The organism is Curtobacterium luteum, from assembly GCF_001475545.1.
Classification (GTDB): domain Bacteria; phylum Actinomycetota; class Actinomycetes; order Actinomycetales; family Microbacteriaceae; genus Curtobacterium; species Curtobacterium luteum_A.
In genome coordinates this window covers 1-16426 of sequence record NZ_LDQC01000045.1, presented here as the reverse complement: position 1 = coordinate 16426, position 16426 = coordinate 1, and the positions used below count along the sequence as shown (strand labels likewise).

18 protein-coding genes, 1 tRNA gene and 1 pseudogene are annotated in these 16426 nt (G+C 70.4%); 10 read left to right on the top strand and 10 right to left on the bottom strand.

Translation table 11 applies throughout. From position 1 onward, the window contains the following. Positions 1-382 (bottom strand): annotated as a pseudogene (locus tag NS184_RS08715) (disulfide bond formation protein DsbA); the annotation flags it as partial. A 124-nt stretch (positions 383-506) separates the two neighbouring features. On the opposite strand from NS184_RS08715, the gene pepN reads away from it, so the two are divergent. The 3 genes from pepN to NS184_RS08700 all read left to right on the top strand — a co-directional run bounded on the left by pepN (position 507) and on the right by NS184_RS08700 (position 4674). Then, positions 507-3047 carry an aminopeptidase N gene (gene pepN, locus NS184_RS08710; RefSeq protein WP_058725730.1) on the top strand — a complete coding sequence of 847 codons (2541 nt, stop codon included), beginning with the start codon at positions 507-509 and terminating at the stop codon, positions 3045-3047. 84 nt (positions 3048-3131) lie between these two features. Further along, complete coding sequence (locus tag NS184_RS08705; RefSeq protein ID WP_058725729.1) at positions 3132-4193, top strand: mechanosensitive ion channel family protein; 1062 nt, start codon at positions 3132-3134, stop codon at positions 4191-4193. Between the two features lie 10 nt (positions 4194-4203). Continuing rightward, complete coding sequence (locus tag NS184_RS08700) at positions 4204-4674, top strand: globin (protein ID WP_242863008.1); 471 nt, start codon at positions 4204-4206, stop codon at positions 4672-4674. Positions 4675-4774: 100 nt separating this feature from the next. Here NS184_RS08700 and NS184_RS08695 read toward each other — a convergent pair whose 3' ends face one another. Continuing rightward, the gene (locus NS184_RS08695; RefSeq protein ID WP_058725728.1) at positions 4775-5617 is read right to left on the bottom strand and encodes an NAD-dependent epimerase/dehydratase family protein; all 843 of its coding nucleotides are present in this window, start codon (positions 5615-5617) and stop codon (positions 4775-4777) included. Here NS184_RS08695 and NS184_RS08690 point away from each other — a divergent pair. Then, a complete protein-coding gene (locus tag NS184_RS08690; RefSeq protein ID WP_058725727.1) occupies positions 5612-5800 on the top strand; it encodes a hypothetical protein in 189 nt (62 codons plus the stop codon). The two genes, NS184_RS08695 and NS184_RS08690, sit on opposite strands and share 6 nt — an antisense overlap. Here the strand turns inward: NS184_RS08690 and NS184_RS08685 are convergent. Then, positions 5790-6491 (bottom strand): hypothetical protein, encoded by a 702-nt coding sequence (locus tag NS184_RS08685; RefSeq protein WP_058725726.1) that lies wholly within the window; start codon positions 6489-6491, stop codon positions 5790-5792. The genes NS184_RS08690 and NS184_RS08685 overlap by 11 nt on opposite strands. A 44-nt stretch (positions 6492-6535) precedes the next feature. Here NS184_RS08685 and NS184_RS08680 point away from each other — a divergent pair, with 44 nt between their 5' ends. Next, positions 6536-7390, top strand: coding sequence for an acyl-CoA thioesterase (locus tag NS184_RS08680; protein WP_058725725.1), 855 nt, complete (start codon positions 6536-6538; stop codon positions 7388-7390). 117 nt (positions 7391-7507) lie between these two features. Here NS184_RS08680 and NS184_RS08675 read toward each other — a convergent pair whose 3' ends face one another. After that, complete coding sequence (locus NS184_RS08675; protein ID WP_058725731.1) at positions 7508-7963, bottom strand: acyl-CoA thioesterase; 456 nt, start codon at positions 7961-7963, stop codon at positions 7508-7510. A gap of 30 nt (positions 7964-7993) precedes the next feature. Then, complete coding sequence (gene ettA, locus NS184_RS08670; RefSeq protein ID WP_058725724.1) at positions 7994-9679, bottom strand: energy-dependent translational throttle protein EttA; 1686 nt, start codon at positions 9677-9679, stop codon at positions 7994-7996. A gap of 195 nt (positions 9680-9874) precedes the next feature. On the opposite strand from ettA, the gene NS184_RS08665 reads away from it, so the two are divergent. Continuing rightward, a complete protein-coding gene (locus tag NS184_RS08665; protein ID WP_058725723.1) occupies positions 9875-10597 on the top strand; it encodes a hypothetical protein in 723 nt (240 codons plus the stop codon). Positions 10598-10694: 97 nt separating this feature from the next. On the opposite strand, the gene NS184_RS08660 is transcribed toward NS184_RS08665, so the two are convergent. The 3 genes from NS184_RS08660 to msrA form a co-directional block, all read right to left on the bottom strand. Continuing rightward, a complete protein-coding gene (locus NS184_RS08660; RefSeq protein ID WP_058725722.1) occupies positions 10695-11315 on the bottom strand; it encodes a single-stranded DNA-binding protein in 621 nt (206 codons plus the stop codon). Positions 11316-11486: 171 nt separating this feature from the next. After that, positions 11487-11732 carry a hypothetical protein gene (locus tag NS184_RS08655; protein ID WP_058725721.1) on the bottom strand — a complete coding sequence of 82 codons (246 nt, stop codon included), beginning with the start codon at positions 11730-11732 and terminating at the stop codon, positions 11487-11489. A gap of 36 nt (positions 11733-11768) precedes the next feature. Continuing rightward, on the bottom strand, positions 11769-12296 hold the full coding sequence (msrA, locus tag NS184_RS08650) for a peptide-methionine (S)-S-oxide reductase MsrA (RefSeq protein ID WP_058725720.1): 528 nt from the start codon (positions 12294-12296) through the stop codon (positions 11769-11771). Between the two features lie 178 nt (positions 12297-12474). On the opposite strand from msrA, the gene NS184_RS08645 reads away from it, so the two are divergent. Then, positions 12475-12756, top strand: coding sequence for a hypothetical protein (locus NS184_RS08645; protein WP_058725719.1), 282 nt, complete (start codon positions 12475-12477; stop codon positions 12754-12756). Positions 12757-12844: 88 nt separating this feature from the next. Beyond that, a complete protein-coding gene (locus NS184_RS08640; protein ID WP_152998141.1) occupies positions 12845-14014 on the top strand; it encodes a hypothetical protein in 1170 nt (389 codons plus the stop codon). Positions 14015-14093: 79 nt separating this feature from the next. Here NS184_RS08640 and NS184_RS08635 read toward each other — a convergent pair. Continuing rightward, positions 14094-14166: transfer RNA gene (locus NS184_RS08635), tRNA-Arg, on the bottom strand. A 26-nt stretch (positions 14167-14192) separates the two neighbouring features. Next, the gene (locus tag NS184_RS08630; protein WP_058725717.1) at positions 14193-14741 is read right to left on the bottom strand and encodes an AAA family ATPase; all 549 of its coding nucleotides are present in this window, start codon (positions 14739-14741) and stop codon (positions 14193-14195) included. Between the two features lie 130 nt (positions 14742-14871). On the opposite strand from NS184_RS08630, the gene NS184_RS08625 reads away from it, so the two are divergent. Together NS184_RS08625 and NS184_RS08620 are read left to right on the top strand one after the other, a co-directional pair. Then, a complete protein-coding gene (locus NS184_RS08625) occupies positions 14872-15585 on the top strand; it encodes a cytidylyltransferase domain-containing protein (protein WP_058725716.1) in 714 nt (237 codons plus the stop codon). Next, on the top strand, positions 15582-16426 hold an 845-nt coding region (locus NS184_RS08620; RefSeq protein ID WP_058725715.1), incomplete at its 3' end, for an N-acetylneuraminate synthase family protein. The genes NS184_RS08625 and NS184_RS08620, both read left to right, overlap by 4 nt.

The window sequence follows — 16426 nt, the reverse complement described above, 5'->3', positions numbered from 1 at the left end:
CGACGAGGTCGGCGTCGAGGTCGAGCTCCGCGAGCACGGCGGGGACGACCTGCTCGGGGTCGCTCTCCTGCCGGTGGTGGACGTGCTCGCCGAGCGCGTCGTACAGCGGCTTGACGATTTCGTCGCCGTGCCGGAGCCGGGCGGCGGTGACGATGCGCGGGTAGACCTGGCCCGCCGTGAGGCGCTCGCGGTAGCTCTCCGGGACGTCCTGGTGCTCGTTGAGGACGAAGAGGCTCATCACGTGCCAGGTGACGTCGATCGGGCGCTGCCGCTCGACCTCGCCGACCCAGCGGCTCGTCATCCAGGCCCACGGGCAGTTCGGGTCGAACCAGAAGTCCACAGCGGTTCGTTCGGTCGGGTTGTCCACAGTCGTGTCGGTCACGGATGCGAGCGTACGCGCGCTCGCTAGGCTGGAGTCGACCGTCCCGCCGGTGCACGACGCCGCGTCGGGACCCCTCGCACGCGGACAACGATCGTCCGCGTCCACAGTGGAAGTTGGAGCGTCCGTGCCCGGAGAGAACCTCACCCGAATCGAAGCCCAGGAGCGCGCGAACGTCGTCGACGTGCAGTCGTACGACGTCGAGCTCGACCTCACCCGCGGCGCCGAGACCTTCGGCAGCACCACGCGCGTGCGGTTCACCGCGACCGCCGGGGCATCGACCTTCATCGACGCGATCACGAAGACCGTGCACTCCGTCACGCTGAACGGCACCGCGCTAGACGTCGCCGCGGTCAACGACGGCGTCCGCATCCAGCTCGACGGGCTCCAGGAGCAGAACGAGCTCGTCGTCGTCGCCGACGCGCTGTACACGAACACGGGCGAGGGGCTGCACCGCTTCGTGGACCCCGTCGACGACGAGGTGTACCTGTACTCCCAGTTCGAGGTCCCGGACTCGCGGCGCATGTTCGCGGTGTTCGAGCAGCCCGACCTCAAGGCCGAGTTCACCTTCACCGTCACGGCGCCGGCCCGCTGGCAGGTCGTGTCGAACTCCCCCACGCCCGAGCCGCACGTCGACGGTGAGGTCGCGACGTGGTCCTTCGCGCCGACCGCGAAGATCTCCAGCTACATCACCGCGCTCGTCGCCGGCCCGTACGAGGTCGTGCGCGACGAGCTGACGAGCCGCGACGGCCGCACGATCCCGCTCGGCGTCTTCGCGCGGAAGTCGCTCGCCCAGTACCTCGACCCCGAGTACGTGTTCGACATCACCAAGAAGGGCTTCGCCTACTACGAGGAGAAGTTCGACGTCGCGTACCCCTTCGAGAAGTACGACCAGCTCTTCGTGCCGGAGTTCAACGCCGGCGCGATGGAGAACGCCGGCGCCGTGACCTTCACCGAGACCTACGTCTTCCGCTCGAAGGTCACCGACGCCATCAAGGAGCGCCGGGTCGTCACGATCCTGCACGAACTCGCGCACATGTGGTTCGGCGACCTGGTGACGATGAAGTGGTGGAACGACCTCTGGCTCAACGAGTCCTTCGCCGAGTGGGCCTCGACCATCGCGACGGCCGAGGCCACCGAGTGGACCGAGGCGTGGACGACGTTCCAGGCGATGGAGAAGTCGTGGGCGTACCGGCAGGACCAGCTGCCCTCGACGCACCCGATCGTCGCGACGATCAACGACCTCGAGGACGTCCAGGTCAACTTCGACGGCATCACCTACGCGAAGGGCGGCTCGGTCCTCAAGCAGCTCGTCGCGTGGGTGGGCATCGACGCCTTCTTCGCCGGGGTCTCGGCGTACTTCAAGAAGCACCACCACTCGAACACCGAGCTGCGTGACCTGCTCGTCGAGCTCGAGGCCACCAGCGGCCGCGACCTCTCGGACTGGTCGGCACTCTGGCTCGAGACCGCCGGCGTGAACACGCTCCGCCCCGAGTTCGACGTCGACGCGGACGGCACGATCACGTCGTTCACCGTCCTGCAGGAAGCCCCGGCCGAGTACCCGACGCTCCGCCCGCACCGGCTGGCGATCGGCGTCTACGCGGCGGCCGAGGGCGGCAAGCTCGAGCGCACCCACCGCGTCGAGATCGACGTCGACGGCGCCCGTACCGAGGTGCCCGAGCTCGTCGGCGTCCACCGTGGCGACCTCGTGCTCCTGAACGACGACGACCTCGCCTACGCGAAGATCCGCCTCGACGAGCAGTCACGCCAGACCGCGATCGCGCACCTCGCCGACATCGCGAACCCGCTCGCGCGCTCGATCGTGTGGGGTGCCATCTGGGACGCCACGCGCGACGCCGAGGCCCCCGCGAGCGACTACGTCCGGCTCGTGCTCGGCAACATCGCGAGCGAGACCGAGTCGACGACGATCCGCACGACCCTCTCGCAGCTGCTGCTCACCGCGCGCAACTACGTGGCACCGGAGAAGTCCGAGGCGACCATCCGTCAGGTCGGCGACACGCTGTGGACCCTCGCGACCGAGGCCGAGGCAGGGTCCGACGCGCAGTTCCAGTTCGTGAAGTTCTTCGCGCAGATCCCGTCGACGCCCGAGCACGTCGCGACCCTCCGCGGGCTGCGTGACGGTTCGGTCGCGCTCGACGGGCTCGAGATCGACACCGACCTCCGCTGGGAGCTGCTGGAGGGCCTCGTGCTCGCCGGGGCCGCCGACGGATCCGACGTCGACACCGAGCTCGCGGCGGACAAGACCGCGTCGGGCGAACAGGCCGCCGCTCGTGCCCGCGCGTCCATCCCGACCGCCGAGGGCAAGCTCGCCGCGTTCTCGTCGCTCGTCGACTCGGACGCGCTGCCGAACGCGATCGTCCGCCAGACCACCGTCGGGTACCAGCACGTGAACAGCCCCGTCGTGCTCGAGGGCCTCGTCCCGAAGTACTTCGAGGTCCTCACGCGCATCTGGGCCGAGCGCAGCTACCACATGGCCGACACGATCGTCACCGGGCTCTACCCGGCGCCGCTCGCCTCGGTCGAGCTGCGCGACGCCGCACGGGCCTGGCTCGAGGCCAACCCCGAGACCCCGGCGCTGCGTCGCATCGTGACCGAGAACCTCGCGGGCACCGAGCGGGCGCTCCGGGTCCAGGCGGCGGACGTCTGAGCCGCCGGCACTGACCGCTGACGGGCGGGGTCTCGGGGTTCCTCACGGGACGCCAAGGCCCCGCCCTCTAGCATCGATCGGATCATGAACTCGGCAGCGAACACGACCGACGACGTCTCGAAGTGGGCGTCGAACGCATTCACCCAGTTCGTCGACACCTGGCAGATCCCGATCACGATCGTCATCACGATCATCGCCGCAGTCCTCGTGCGCCTGATCCTGCGCCGTGTGATCAAGAGCGTGGTCGACCAGGTGGTCAACGGGGCAAAGCGTCGCCAGAACGTCGATGACACGCAGGCGCTCATCGCCTCGCCGGTGCAGACCGCTCGCCTGGTGCAACGGACCAGGACCCTCGGCAGCGTGCTCGAGAACCTGGCGACCGTCGTCGTGGTGGTCATCGCGCTGATCGTCATCGTCACCGCCGTCTGGAAGGGCGCGGCCGTCGGCATCGTCGGCGGCGCCTCGCTCGTGGCCGCCGGCCTCGCGGTCGGCGCCCAGAGCATCGTGCGCGACCTGCTCTCCGGCGTCTTCATGATCCTCGAGGACCAGGCCGGCGTCGGCGACGTCGTCGACACCGGTCAGGCCACCGGCGTCGTCGAGAACGTCGGACTCCGCGTGATGCAGATCCGCGACGTGAACGGCATCCTCTGGTTCGTGCCGAACGGCCAGATCCTCCGCGTCGGCAACCTCTCGCAGGGGTGGTCGCGCGTCCTCGTGGACATCACCGTCCCGTACGACACCGACATCGACGCCGTGCAGGACGCCCTCCTCAAGGCCGCGGTGACGATGTCGCAGGAGCCCCGCTGGCGCCAGCGCATCGTCGAGAAGCCGGAGATCTGGGGCCTGCAGTCGATCACCGACGCCGGGATGGTGTTCCGTCTCGTGGTGAAGACCCGAGCGTCCGAACTCGACGCCGTCGGCCGGGAGCTCCGGGTCCGGCTGAAGCGCTCGGTGGACGAGCTCGGCGTCACCCTGCCGGCCATGGCGATGATCATGCCCGCCGGCTGGGAGAATGCGACCTCGATCAACGGCCTCCGCACCGTCCGGACCCAGCCGACCCCCGCCCCGACGAAGTCGCGGAAGCCGAAGCGCAACCTGCTCGGGCAGGCCATCCGCGCCGACGACGACACGACCGACCAGAAGTGAGCCAGACCCCATGACCGACGACGTCGCCCCGTCCGGCACGCCCCGCCCCGGTGGCGTGCCGGCGCAGCCGATCACCCTCCGCGTCGGCGAGCACGGCGTCTCGGCGACCGGCTCGCTCTACGAGCGCATCGGCGGTGCTCCGGCCTTCGACCGGCTCGTCCGCCGCTTCTACGAGGGCGTGCAACAGGACGACGTCATCTGGCCGATGTACCCGGCGGACGACCTCGAGGGCGCGATCTGGCGTCTCTCGGCGTTCCTGCAGCAGTACTGGGGCGGTCCGGGCACCTACAGCGAGGAGCGCGGTCACCCGCGCCTCCGCATGCGGCACAACCCGTTCCGCATCACGCCAGAGGCCCGCGAGCGCTGGCTCCACCACATGCACGAGGCGGTCGAGTCCCTGGAGCTCGCGCCCCTCGACGAGGCCGAACTCTGGGGCTACCTCGACCGCGCCGCGCACGCGATGACGAACACGTTCGACTGACGCCCGTCGGCTGGTCGCGACGCACCGGACGGGAGGCGCGGGGCGGCCCCGACCCGCGCCTCCCGTCCGGTGCGTGGCGGGGACGACGCCGGGGGCGACGTCAGCGCACGTACGATCCGTCGGCCATGTCCTCGACGAGCGAGGGGCGCGTCGGGTTCCACCCGAACGCGGCGCGCGCGTGCGCGCCGGACGCCTCCTGGTGGAGCAGCAGCGCGTCCGCGAAGGCGTCGCCGAGGCGGCTGCGGGACTCGTCCACGCTCTCCGCGACCACCGGCGACCCGTGCGCTCCGGCCTCCGCGATCTCGCGCAGCGTCGGGTTGTCCCCGGTCGCGGCGACGACGTAGCCGTCCTGCTCAGCGCGGTGGAGCGCCAGCACGTAGAGCTCCCCGAGGTCGTCGATGTGCACCGTGGTCCACCTCTGCGATCCGTCGCCGACGAGTCGGACCTCGTGCTCGCCGTCGCCGACGAACATCGCCGGGATGCCGGCCCCACGACCGTAGACGATGCCCGGGGCGACGATCGTGGTGCGTGCGGAGCTCGATCGGACCGCGGCCTCGTTCGCGACGCGCCAGGCGGTCAGCGCGGGCGGATCGATGGGCGACTGCTCGGAGATGTCCGCCGAGTTGCCGAACGTGAAGATGCCGCCTGTGTGCACGAACGGTTTCGGGGTGCCCTCCAGTGCGCGGAGGACCGTCGCGGTGAAGCCGGGGTCGACCTGCTCGGCGGAGGCGGTGTGCACGACGCCGTCGGTCTCGTGCACGAGTCGCTCGACGACCTCGGTGTCGGTGACGTCCCCGACGATCGCGTGGCCGCCGGCATCCCGGACCCGCTGGGCCTTCTCGTCGGAGCGGACGATCGCGGTGACCTCGTGCCCGTGGGCGATGAGGGCACGGAGGACGGAGGAACCGATGTAGCCGGAGGCGCCGGTGAGGAAGACGTGCATGCGCCCAGCCAACCACGCGGTTCCCGGCGGGCGCTGGCGATCGCGCTGGTCGTCGTGCTCGTGGTCACGCTGGTCGTCGTGCTCGTGGTCACGCTGGTCGTCGTGCTCGTGGCCACGCTGGTCGTCGTGCTCGTGGCCACGCTGGTCGCCGCTCGCGCGGACGCGCGGTCCGTCAGGAGCTGAGGGACCAGGCCCGACGCTTCACGAGCACGTGTCCTCGGGACGTGGTGAGCCGGCTCCACGGGCCGGTCTCGAAGACCCGGACGGGGTCGTGCCCGAGGAACCCGAGGCTCTCCCCCGCGAACCCGGCGCCCGCCGGCAGGTGCTCGATCATCGGGATCGGTCGGCCCCAGACCTCGGAACGGACCCGGCGGACGATCGCGTCCCCGGCGTTCGACGGGACGGCCTCGGCGACCTCGGCGATGCCGGCCTTCGCGGCGCGCTTGAGGAGCTCCGACGAGACGTCGGGCAGCGGGACCCATCCACCGCGGGGCGGGGAGATGGCTGCCCAGGTCACCGTGTTGACCTCGAGCGGGAGCTCGACCTCGATGGGTGTGGCGCGAGTGGGGTCGGCGCCTTCGGCGTGCTCGGCGTCCTGTGCCTCGGCCAGCAGCCGGAGGCGCTCCTGCAGCGAGGCGAGCGGCACGACCGCGTCGATCGTCGCCGGTTCCGCGAGCGAGAACGTGCGGAGCCCGAGGACCGTCGGCAGTTCGTCGAGCAGCCCCAGCGGGTAGAGGATCGCCGTGTAGACCGCCAGGACGCCGGAGTCGGCGATGAGCCGGACCGAGCCGTCCTCGACCCGGGCGGCGCGCCCGAGGTAGGTGCGGAGGTCACCGAGCGAGGCGACGTCGGGGAGGGTGAAGGTGGTGCCCATGTCCTGTGGATCCTACCGGGGTGGTCGCTTCGTAGGATGTGCCCGTGAGTGAACCGGACTTCCTGCGGACCCTGCGGCTCGACGACACCGGCGCGAGCACCGGTGAGACGATCCTGACCGGGGCCAGCCACTGGTCACCGAACGGCCGGGTGTTCGGCGGACAGGTCCTCGCGCAGTGCATCGTCGCGGCGCAGGCCACCATCGAGGACCGCGACATCCATTCGATGCACGGGTACTTCCTCCGCCCCGGTGACACCGAGCTGCCGATCACGTTCGGGGTCGAACGGATCCACGATGGCCGATCGTTCGCGACCAGGCGGGTGCAGGCGTACCAGCGGGGCGTGCCGATCTTCTCGATGATCGCGTCCTTCCAACGACCCGACGACGGTGTCGAGCACCAGGACCCGTTCCCGATCGACACCCCGGCACCGGAGGACCTGCCCTCGGCGGCCTCGATCCTGTCGGCGATCGACCACCCGGTCGCCCAGGCCTGGGCCGAGCGCTCGATCGACCTCCGGCACGTCGAGGGGCCGGTCTTCGTCGACGTGCAGGGCGAACGCGTCCCGCACCAGGCGGTGTGGTTCCGGGTGGACGGCGACCTGCCTGCGGACCCGGCGCTGCACCGCGCAGTGCTCGGGTACGCGAGCGACCTCTCGATCCTCGAGCCCGTGATGCGTCGGCACGGTGTCGCCTGGGGCACGCCGGGCGTGAAGAGCGCGAGTCTCGACCACGCGATGTGGTGGCACCGGGACGGCCGCGCCGACGACTGGGTCCTCTACACGCAGGAGTCCCCGAGCGCTCAGGGCGGTCGGGGACTCGCGTTCGGTCGGATGTTCTCACGGGACGGTCGGCTGCTCGCGAGCGTCGCGCAGGAGGGGATGATGCGCGTCCCGCGGTGACCCCGGTCGACGGGCCTCGCCGGTGGCCCTCGCCGATCGAGGGCTTCGCCGGTGGCCGTCACCGGTCGACGGACCTGGCCGGTCGCTGTCGCCGGCGCCGGTCACGAACAGTTCAGGTCAGGGGCGGGAGAACCGCACCGGGTCCTGGATGTACGGCTCGCAGGCCGCGCGCTCGACCTCCGTGAGGCGCCTGGGCCGGTTCGTCTCGGCGTCGACCATCACGAGGGCCGTCGTCGCACGGGTGTAGAGCTCGGCGGGCTCGTGACCGACCGGGGTCCACACCTCGTACGACACGTCGATGCTCGCGCCACCGATCCGGCCGATCCACATCCGGATGTCGAGCGGCTGGCGGAAGTACGGGATCGACGCGAGGTACTCGAGCCGCTGCGCCGCGATGACGGTCATCGTGCCCGAACCGGGTCGGCCGTCGATGAGCGGCTCGGGGACGGAGCCGTCCGTGCCGACCTCGTCGGGGTCGGCACCCCAGAACGCCACGATGCGCGCCTCCTCCAGGAGGCGCAGCATCGCGGAGTTGTTGACGTGCCCGTAGGCGTCGATGTCGCTCCACCGCATGCGGATCGGAGCGTGCAACACCGCCACTGGTCAGTCGCGGGTGAGCTTGCGGTACGTCGCGCGACCGGGCTTCGCGGCGTCGGCACCGAGACGCTCGATCTTGTTCTCCTCGTACGCCTCGAAGTTGCCCTCGAACCAGTACCAGTTCGGCGTCCCGTCCTCGTTCAGGCCCTCCCACGCCAGGATGTGCGTGGCGATCCGGTCGAGGAACCACCGGTCGTGGGTGATCACCACGGCGCAGCCCGGGTACTCGAGCAGCGCGTTCTCGAGGCTGCCGAGGGTCTCGACGTCGAGGTCGTTCGTCGGCTCGTCGAGGAGCAGGAGGTTGCCGCCCTGCTTCAGCGTCAGCGCCAGGTTGAGACGGTTGCGCTCACCACCGGAGAGCACGCCGGCCTTCTTCTGCTGGTCCGGGCCCTTGAAGCCGAACTGCGACACGTAGGCGCGTGACGGGATCTCGGTCTTGCCGACCTGGATGTAGTCGAGCCCGTCGGACACGACCTCCCACAGGTTCTTGTTCGGATCGATGCCGCCGCGGCTCTGGTCGACGTAGGAGATGTCGACCGTCTCGCCGATCTTCAGCGTGCCGCCGTCGAGCGGCTCGAGCCCCACGATCGTCTTGAACAGCGTGGTCTTGCCGACGCCGTTCGGGCCGATGACGCCGACGATGCCGTTGCGGGGCAGCGTGAAGGAGAGGTCGTCGATGATGATGCGCTCGCCGAACTGCTTGTGCAGCTTCTCGGCGTCGATCACCTGCGAGCCGAGGCGCGGCCCGACCGGGATGACGATCTCCTCGAAGTCGAGCTTCCGCGTGCGCTCAGCCTCGGCGACCATCTCCTCGTAGCGAGCGAGACGAGCCTTCGACTTCGCCTGGCGGCCCTTCTGGTTGCTCCGCACCCAGTCGAGCTCGGAGGACAGGCGCTTCGCGAGCTTGGCGTCCTTCTTGCCCTGGACCTCGAGGCGGGCGCGCTTCTTCTCGAGGTACGTCGAGTAGTTGCCCTCGTACGGGTACAGACGGCCGCGGTCGACCTCGGCGATCCACTGCGCGACGTGGTCCAGGAAGTACCGGTCGTGGGTGACCGCGAGGACGGCACCGTGGTACTGCTGCAGGTGCTGCTCGAGCCACAGCACGGACTCGGCGTCGAGGTGGTTGGTCGGCTCGTCGAGGAGCAGCAGGTCGGGCTTCTGCAGCAGGAGCTTGCAGAGGGCGACGCGACGCTTCTCACCGCCGGACAGGTGGGTGACCATCTCGTCCCCCGGGGGGCACTGGAGCGCGGCCATCGCCTGCTCGAGCTGCGAGTCGAGGTCCCACGCGTCGGCGGCGTCGATCTCCTCCTGCAGCGTGCCCATCTCGGCGAGGAGCGCGTCGAAGTCCGCGTCGGGCTCCGCCATGAGTGCGGAGATCTCGTTGAAGCGGACGACCTTGGAGTGGATCTCGCCGACGCCCTGCTGGACGTTCTCGAGGACGGTCTTGTCCTCGTCGAGCTCGGGCTCCTGCATGAGGATCCCGACGGTGAACCCAGGGGTCAGCTTCGCCTCGCCGTTGGACGGCTGGTCGAGACCCGCCATGATCTTCAGGATCGTCGACTTGCCCGCACCGTTCGGACCCACGACGCCGATCTTCGCGCCGGGGAGGAACGACATCGTGACGTCGTCGAGGATCAGCTTGTCGCCGACCGACTTGCGGGCGCGGACCATCTGGTAGATGTACTCAGCCATATCGCGGTCAAGTGTAGTGACCCGGACGGCGGACCGCGCGGCGGTCTCGGTCCGGGCGCGGTGCGCGGCACCGCCGGAACGCGCAGGCTCCCGTTCGGGGGCTGACAAGTGGTGGTCGGCCGACGTACGGTACCTGCATCACTCGCCGACTGGACCCGAACCACCGGCTCGGCATCGACCAGGACCAGGACCTCCATGGCGAACAATCGGATCCGTCGTCTCGTGCTGCCCCTCATCGGCGCACTCGCACTCGGGACGGCGGTCGCCGTCCCCGCTGCCCCGGCTTCGGCCGCGGTGGCCCCGAGCGGAGCGGCGTACGTGACCTACACGGCGGACATCAGCGCGAAGGGCTCGGGCACGGGCTACTCCTCGTACATCAACATCCACGACGCGCACAACAACGCCTTCTCGTTCGGCATCCAGTCCGACACCGGCGCGACCCAGAGCAAGGGCAAGCCCAAGTACATCTGGGAGCGCGTGCAGAACGGCAAGTTCACGTACGGCTACATGAGCGCCGCGTCGAACAACCTGACGCCGGTCGGCCTGCGCTGGTTCAAGAACGACGTCGCTGCCGTGAGTGTGAACCACAAGACGCTCGCGTACATCTCGCTGAACCTCGACGGACGTCTCTTCTTCAACGCGGAGGCGAACGCCCGGCTCAACGGGGACACCGTCCACTCGACCGTGCAGAACGTGAGCATCAAGATCAACGACGTGGCGGCTCGCACGGGACTCAACGGGAAGTGGAACACCGGCTTCTCGTTCCACGGACTCAAGGCGCGGCAGACGAAGGCCGACTCCCGCGGTCAAGGTGCGAGCTTCGCGATCGACGGGACCGTCACAGGCCTGAAGCCCGGTGGCAACTGGGACACCGACCAGGTCTCCGGGATCGCCATGATCGCCCAGAAGTGGGGCTGACCCCGGCGGTGCCGTACCGTCCGTGACGACGGGCGCCGGCGTGCTCGGCGCCCGTCGTCCGGTACATGGCCGCATCGGCTGCGGGTGGGGTGCAGGGTCAGGCCGCGATCGGGTCGTCGAGCGTGTCGGGGCCGGACGGGTCGCCGTCATCGGCCGGTTCGGGATCATCCACACCGAGCCCCGTCGGAGCCACCGGGTCGCCGAGGATCGCGGCAGTGTGTCGGTCGGCGTCGGCGGCATCGGGCAGCGGATCGTGGTCCGGAGCATCGTCCTCGTCGACTCCGAGTCCGGCGTCGACCTCGCCCGTCCGGAGGTCCACCCGCGAGCTGTCCACGGGCGTCACGGCGACCTCGTTCGCCTGGCGCGGCACGCGGATCCAGTTGCTGATCCCCCATGCAAGGTCGTGCCCGATGCCTTCGGCGTCGACCTCGACCGAGGTGCCGCCGCGGCCGTCGCGCTCCCACGTGCGGATGCGGACGCGGCCGGTCACCACGATCCGGTCGCCCTTCTTCAGGGACTTGTGGACGTTCGCCGCGAGCGACCGGAAGGCCGTGACGGTGAACCAGTTGGTCGCGCCGTTCGTCCAGACGCCGGTGGCGCGGTCGAAACGGCGCGACGGTGAGGCCAGCCGGAGGCTCGTGATGGCGACGCCGGTGTCGGTGACCAGGTGTCGGGGTTCGGTGGCGACGATGCCGCAGATCGTGATCGTGTCGTTCATGGTCCGATCGTCGCGAGGTCCGGGCCGTGTCAGCGGCCCGGACCGCGATCTGTGAGTCGGGTGGCGCCCAGAGCGACCTGTGCAGGGACGGCGATCCGTGCCTCCAGGCCGTCGCGACGCCCGGTGCGCTCCCACACCGGCGTCCCGACGATCCGTCGACGATCCGTCGACTCAGTGTGCCCGGAACTCCGGACGGTCGGCGAGCGGACCCATGGCGGCGTGGACCGCGCTCTTGGCAGAGCCCAGCGACGGGAACACCGATCCGGTGCCACGTCGCCCGAACAGCTCCACGTGGAAGCCGTCCGGTTCGCGGTGGATGCTGCCGACGGCTCCGGCCGGTCCCACCGCGACCCAGGTCCCCGTGTCACTCGTCGTCGAGTCACCCGTCGTGCTGTTCGTCATCGTGTTGTTCGTCATCGATCGACCACCTCCTCGTGGCCCCGACGCCCGTGGCTAGGACGCCAGGATGTACTGACTGTAGGCCTTGCGGACCTTGTTCACCTTCGGCAGCGCCACCGCGAGGCAGTAGCCCTGACCGGGGTTCTTCGCGAAGAAGTCCTGGTGGTACTCCTCCGCGCGGTGGAACGTCGTGAGCGGCTCGATGGTCGTCACGACGCCGCCGTCCCAGATGTCCGAGGCGCGTTCGATCGCGCGCTCGAACAACGCACGCTGTTCGTCGTCGGCCGGGAACATCGCCGAGCGGTACTGCGTGCCGACGTCGGCTCCCTGGCGGTTCAGCTGGCGCGGGTCGTGCAGCGTGAAGAAGACGTCGAGCACCACGTCGGCCGGCAGCACCGACTCGTCGAAGGAGACCGCGACGGCCTCGGCGTGACCGGTCGTGCCGGTGCAGACGAGTTCGTAGGTCGGGTCGTCGGTCGTCCCACCGATGTACCCGGACACGACGTCCTGCACGCCCCGCAGGGTGCGGTACACCGCGTCGAGGCACCAGAAGCATCCACCAGCGAGCACGAAGGTCGTCATGGGCCCACGCTACCGCGCACGACGTCGGGACCCACTGGGAGTCCGGGGGCCTCCTGCACAGGGACCGATCGGAGACCGGGATCCACAGTCCCGGTGGCCCGCCCCGGCGTGTCGGTGGTCGCCCGTAGCGTCGTGCCCACGAACCACGGACGCATCGACCACAGCACAGGAGGACACCGTGCCCACCACGACCGAGCACAGCCCGACCGAACCGGCCTTCCGGCTCCGCACCTCCTCCGTCGCCCGCAGCCGTGGCGACCTCCGGATCCTCGACGTGCGTGACGACCTCAGTCGGGTCACGCGGGCCAACGGCGAGATCGTCGGCTACGTGGACCGGGTGGACGTCGCCGGCGGCACCGCCTACCGCGCGCGACGGTACGTCGCGACCGAGCGGCGCTTCGTCGAGTTCCCCGACGTGTGGTCCGCCGACGACGCGGTGGACTGCCTGCGATGGGGGTGAAGCGCTCCGCACCGGGCCGGTTCGCCGGATGCGCGGATCGCCGGGTGACCTCCCCACCCTCGCCCCGAGCGGTCGGTACGGTTCGCGCATGAACTGGTGGAACGACCTGATGGACTGGACCGCGTCGGACGCGGGATGGCGGGTGCTGTCGGGCGCCATCATCCCCTTCGTCGCCATCGTGGTGGCCGGCGTGGTCGCCGCGCTCATCGGCCGCAGCGCGACCAAGCGGGTCGTCGCCCTGCAGGAGCGCGAGGCGAAGAACGCCGCCGTCGCGGCCATCATCTCCGCGGCGCGGAAGGCGGCGACCTGGGGGTCGCTCGGCCACGACGAGCGTGCCTACGCCGACCACCTCGCCGAGGACGCCGACGTGCGGCTCCGGCTCCTGCCCGTGAGCGGTTCGCCGATGGCAGCCAACTGGGCGCAGCACGAGATCGCCGACATCAAGAAGAACTCGTCGACCTTCTCGTTCCAGGCGGAACAGTCCCTCGCCGAGTTCCGCGACCGTCTCCTCGAGTGGCAGGCCCGGCCGAACCGCGCGCGCAAGCTGTTCAAGAGCGACCTCGAGCGGTGGAAGTTCGAGTCCCCGGACCCGGACGCCGAACTCGTCAAGCGGCAGCAGGACTGGAACGCCGACCAGGCGTCGGCTCGACGAGCGGACGCGCAGACGCCGTCCACGACGTCGCTCCGGCCCGCTCCCCGGCCGGGAGCCACCGTCCCGCCGGCCGAGAACGGCACCGGGTCAGCGCCTTCCAACGGGCCAGCTCGTTCGGATGGATCAGGGGCACCCGCTACCGTCGTCCCTGGTGCGACGGCGGCCACCACGCCGCTCGGCGACGGTCTGACCCGCCCGTACGGTGACGTGCCCGAGACCTCCGCGAAGGCGCCGGTGCGCCCGACCCTGGGGACCCCTGTGTCCCGCCCGGCATCCGCACCGGCGGCCAGCGCACCGGCCGGCTCCGCACAGCCGGCCGCTCAGCGCCGCACCGACGACGACGAGACCGACGTCGTGGACGACGCTGCACGGCCCGGCGTCCACGACCGCGAGGTGCCGCCGCCCGTCGCTCGGCCCACCGCCGCCGAGGCGCACGTCAACCGCCCGGCAGCGACGGTCTCGGCACCGAGCACGAAGTCGGTGTCGACGCGCGTCGACGACGCCGGTGCCGAGCCGGCCGACGCACACGAGACCGACGAAGCCCCGTACACGCAACCGATCAGCGCGAACGAGATCCGCCGGCGCTCGTCCGACGACGACGAGTGACCCGAACGGTCGCCGATGCCGCAGGGCACCGGACGCGAGGAGGCCGCCACCCGATCGGGGTGGCGGCCTCCGCCGTCGGTGCCCCCGGCAGGAATCGAACCCGCGACACGGAGGGTAGAAACCACCTGCTCTATCCACTGAGCTACGGAGGCGGACGGCGACGATTCTAGACCTCGGGTCACGCCAGGCGCTGGACGAACACGTCGACCTCCCGCTGCGAGCGGAGGCGCACGATGCGCAGGTGCGGCGCAGACCGGACGAGCGGTGGCACGGTCCGGCGGAACTTGTCGCGGGTCGAGATCCCCCACCGCAGGATGTGCTCGCGGTCGGTGAAGAACGTCCACAGCGACGGTTCGACGTTCCCGTTCCAGAGTTCGACACGGCGCAGGCGCCGCCGGACGGTCCGTCGCAGCAGCCGCCAGAGCGTGATCCGGGTCGGCAGGTCGATCCACACCAGCGTGTCGGCGCGTGCCACGAGCAGTTCCCGCACCGGGGCGTACTGCCACTCCGTCACCCAGGTCGGCTCGCTCGTGAAGCGATCGACGTCCTCGACGAAGGTCTCCCGTGGCTCCCAGCCCGGGCCGTGGAAGAGTGCGTCGATCTCCGTGTGCGGCACGCCGAGCACGACCGCGATCCGACGGGCGGTGGTCGTCTTCCCGACACCCGACACCCCGGCGACGAGGATCCGGCGCGGCCTGGGATCGAGGGCGTCGTCGGCAGAGAGCACTGCACGACCCTAGCCCCGACGTCGAACGGCCGTCGCACCGGAAGCCGGCAGCCCTCGCTTCCTGTGTGCTTCCACTGGTGGCCCCCTCGTGTTCGCCTCCACGACACCGACCCTCCGTAGCGTCCGGCGCATGAGCTCCATCGGCCGCGTCCTCGCCGTCGTGCCCGCGCGCGCCGGCTCGAAGGGCATCCCCGGCAAGAACCTCCGTCAGGTGGGCGGGCGGAGCCTCGTCGCGCGAGCGGTCGACGCCGCGCTCGCGACGCCCTCGATCGACACCGTCGTGGTCTCCACCGACGGACCCGACATCGCCGACGAGGCCCGTGCCGCGGGCGCCCGGGTGCTGCACCGACCGGCCGACCTCGCCGGGGACACTGCCTCGAGCGAGTCGGCGCTGCTGCACGTGCTGGACGTCCTCGAGCAGATCCACGAGGAGGTGCCCGAGGTCCTCGTGTTCCTGCAGGCGACCTCCCCGTTCACGGACCCCGCCGACCTGGAGGCCGCCGTCCACCGCGTGCTGAGCGGTGCCGCGGACGTCGTGTTCGCCGCTGTACCGTCGCACGCCTTCCTCTGGCGCGTGGACGGCGACGGGCAGGCCCGCGCCGTGAACCACGACGCGAGCGTCCGTCCTCGACGGCAGGACCGCGCTCCGGAGTTCCGGGAGACCGGCGCCTTCTACGTCCTCCGCGTCGACGGGTTCCGGCAGCACCGACACCGGTTCTTCGGCAGGACCGAACTCACCGCGATCGACGCCGCCACCGCGGTGGACGTCGACGACGAGACCGACCTCACCGTGGCCCAGGCACTCGCCGCCACGCTCGTCCCCGCACCGAACGGAGCACCATGACCGTCACCATCGGCTCGTCCACGATCGGCGCCGGCCACCCGGCCTACCTGATCGGGGAGATCGGCCTGAACCACAACGGCGACGTCGACATCGCGAAGCGCCTCATCGACGTCGCGGCCGACGCCGGGCTCCAGGCCGTGAAGTTCCAGAAACGCACGCCGGCGATCTCCACGCCGGAGCACATGAAGAACACGCCGCGCAGCACGCCGTGGGGCGACATGACCTACCTCGAGTACCGGTACCGGGTCGAGTTCGACCGCGAGCAGTACATCGAGATCGGCGACCACGCAACGCTCCGCGGACTGGACTGGTTCGCCTCCCCCTGGGACGTGCCCTCGGTGCACTTCCTCGAGGACCTCGGCGTCGTCGCGTACAAGATCGCCTCGGCGTCGGTGACCGACATCGAGCTGCTCGAGGCGGTCGCCGTGACCGGGAAGCCGGTCATCCTCTCGACCGGTATGTCCACACTGGAGCAGATCGACCGCGCGGTCGCGACCATCGGGACAGCGCGACTCGTCCTCATGCACGCGACGTCGACGTACCCGCTCCCCGCTGAGGAGGCCAACCTCCGCATGATCGACACCCTCGCGAACCGGTACGCGGGCGTCCCCGTGGGGTATTCCGGCCACGAGCCCGGTCTGCAGATCTCGATCGCCGCGGTCGCCCTCGGTGCCACCGCGCTCGAGCGGCACATCACGCTCGACCGCACCATGTGGGGCTCCGACCACGCTGCCTCGCTCGAGCCGCACGGGCTCGCGACGCTCGCCCGCGACGTGCGGATCATCGAGACCGCGCTCGGCGACGGCATCAAGCGGATCTTCCCTGGCGAACAGGCACCGCT

Bases quoted from the DNA above. Each gene is read 5' to 3' on its own strand.
- NS184_RS08705 (WP_058725729.1), top strand. From the start codon at position 3,132: ATGAACTCGGCAGCGAACACGACCGACGACGTCTCGAAGTGGGCGTCG.
- NS184_RS08700 (WP_242863008.1), top strand. From the start codon at position 4,204: ATGACCGACGACGTCGCCCCGTCCGGCACGCCCCGCCCCGGTGGCGTG.
- NS184_RS08695 (WP_058725728.1), bottom strand. From the start codon at position 5,617: ATGCACGTCTTCCTCACCGGCGCCTCCGGCTACATCGGTTCCTCCGTC.
- NS184_RS08685 (WP_058725726.1), bottom strand. From the start codon at position 6,491: ATGGGCACCACCTTCACCCTCCCCGACGTCGCCTCGCTCGGTGACCTC.
- NS184_RS08675 (WP_058725731.1), bottom strand. From the start codon at position 7,963: ATGCGGTGGAGCGACATCGACGCCTACGGGCACGTCAACAACTCCGCG.
- ettA (WP_058725724.1), bottom strand. From the start codon at position 9,679: ATGGCTGAGTACATCTACCAGATGGTCCGCGCCCGCAAGTCGGTCGGC.
- NS184_RS08665 (WP_058725723.1), top strand. From the start codon at position 9,875: ATGGCGAACAATCGGATCCGTCGTCTCGTGCTGCCCCTCATCGGCGCA.
- NS184_RS08660 (WP_058725722.1), bottom strand. From the start codon at position 11,315: ATGAACGACACGATCACGATCTGCGGCATCGTCGCCACCGAACCCCGA.
- NS184_RS08655 (WP_058725721.1), bottom strand. From the start codon at position 11,732: ATGACGAACAACACGATGACGAACAGCACGACGGGTGACTCGACGACG.
- msrA (WP_058725720.1), bottom strand. From the start codon at position 12,296: ATGACGACCTTCGTGCTCGCTGGTGGATGCTTCTGGTGCCTCGACGCG.
- NS184_RS08640 (WP_152998141.1), top strand. From the start codon at position 12,845: ATGAACTGGTGGAACGACCTGATGGACTGGACCGCGTCGGACGCGGGA.
- NS184_RS08625 (WP_058725716.1), top strand. From the start codon at position 14,872: ATGAGCTCCATCGGCCGCGTCCTCGCCGTCGTGCCCGCGCGCGCCGGC.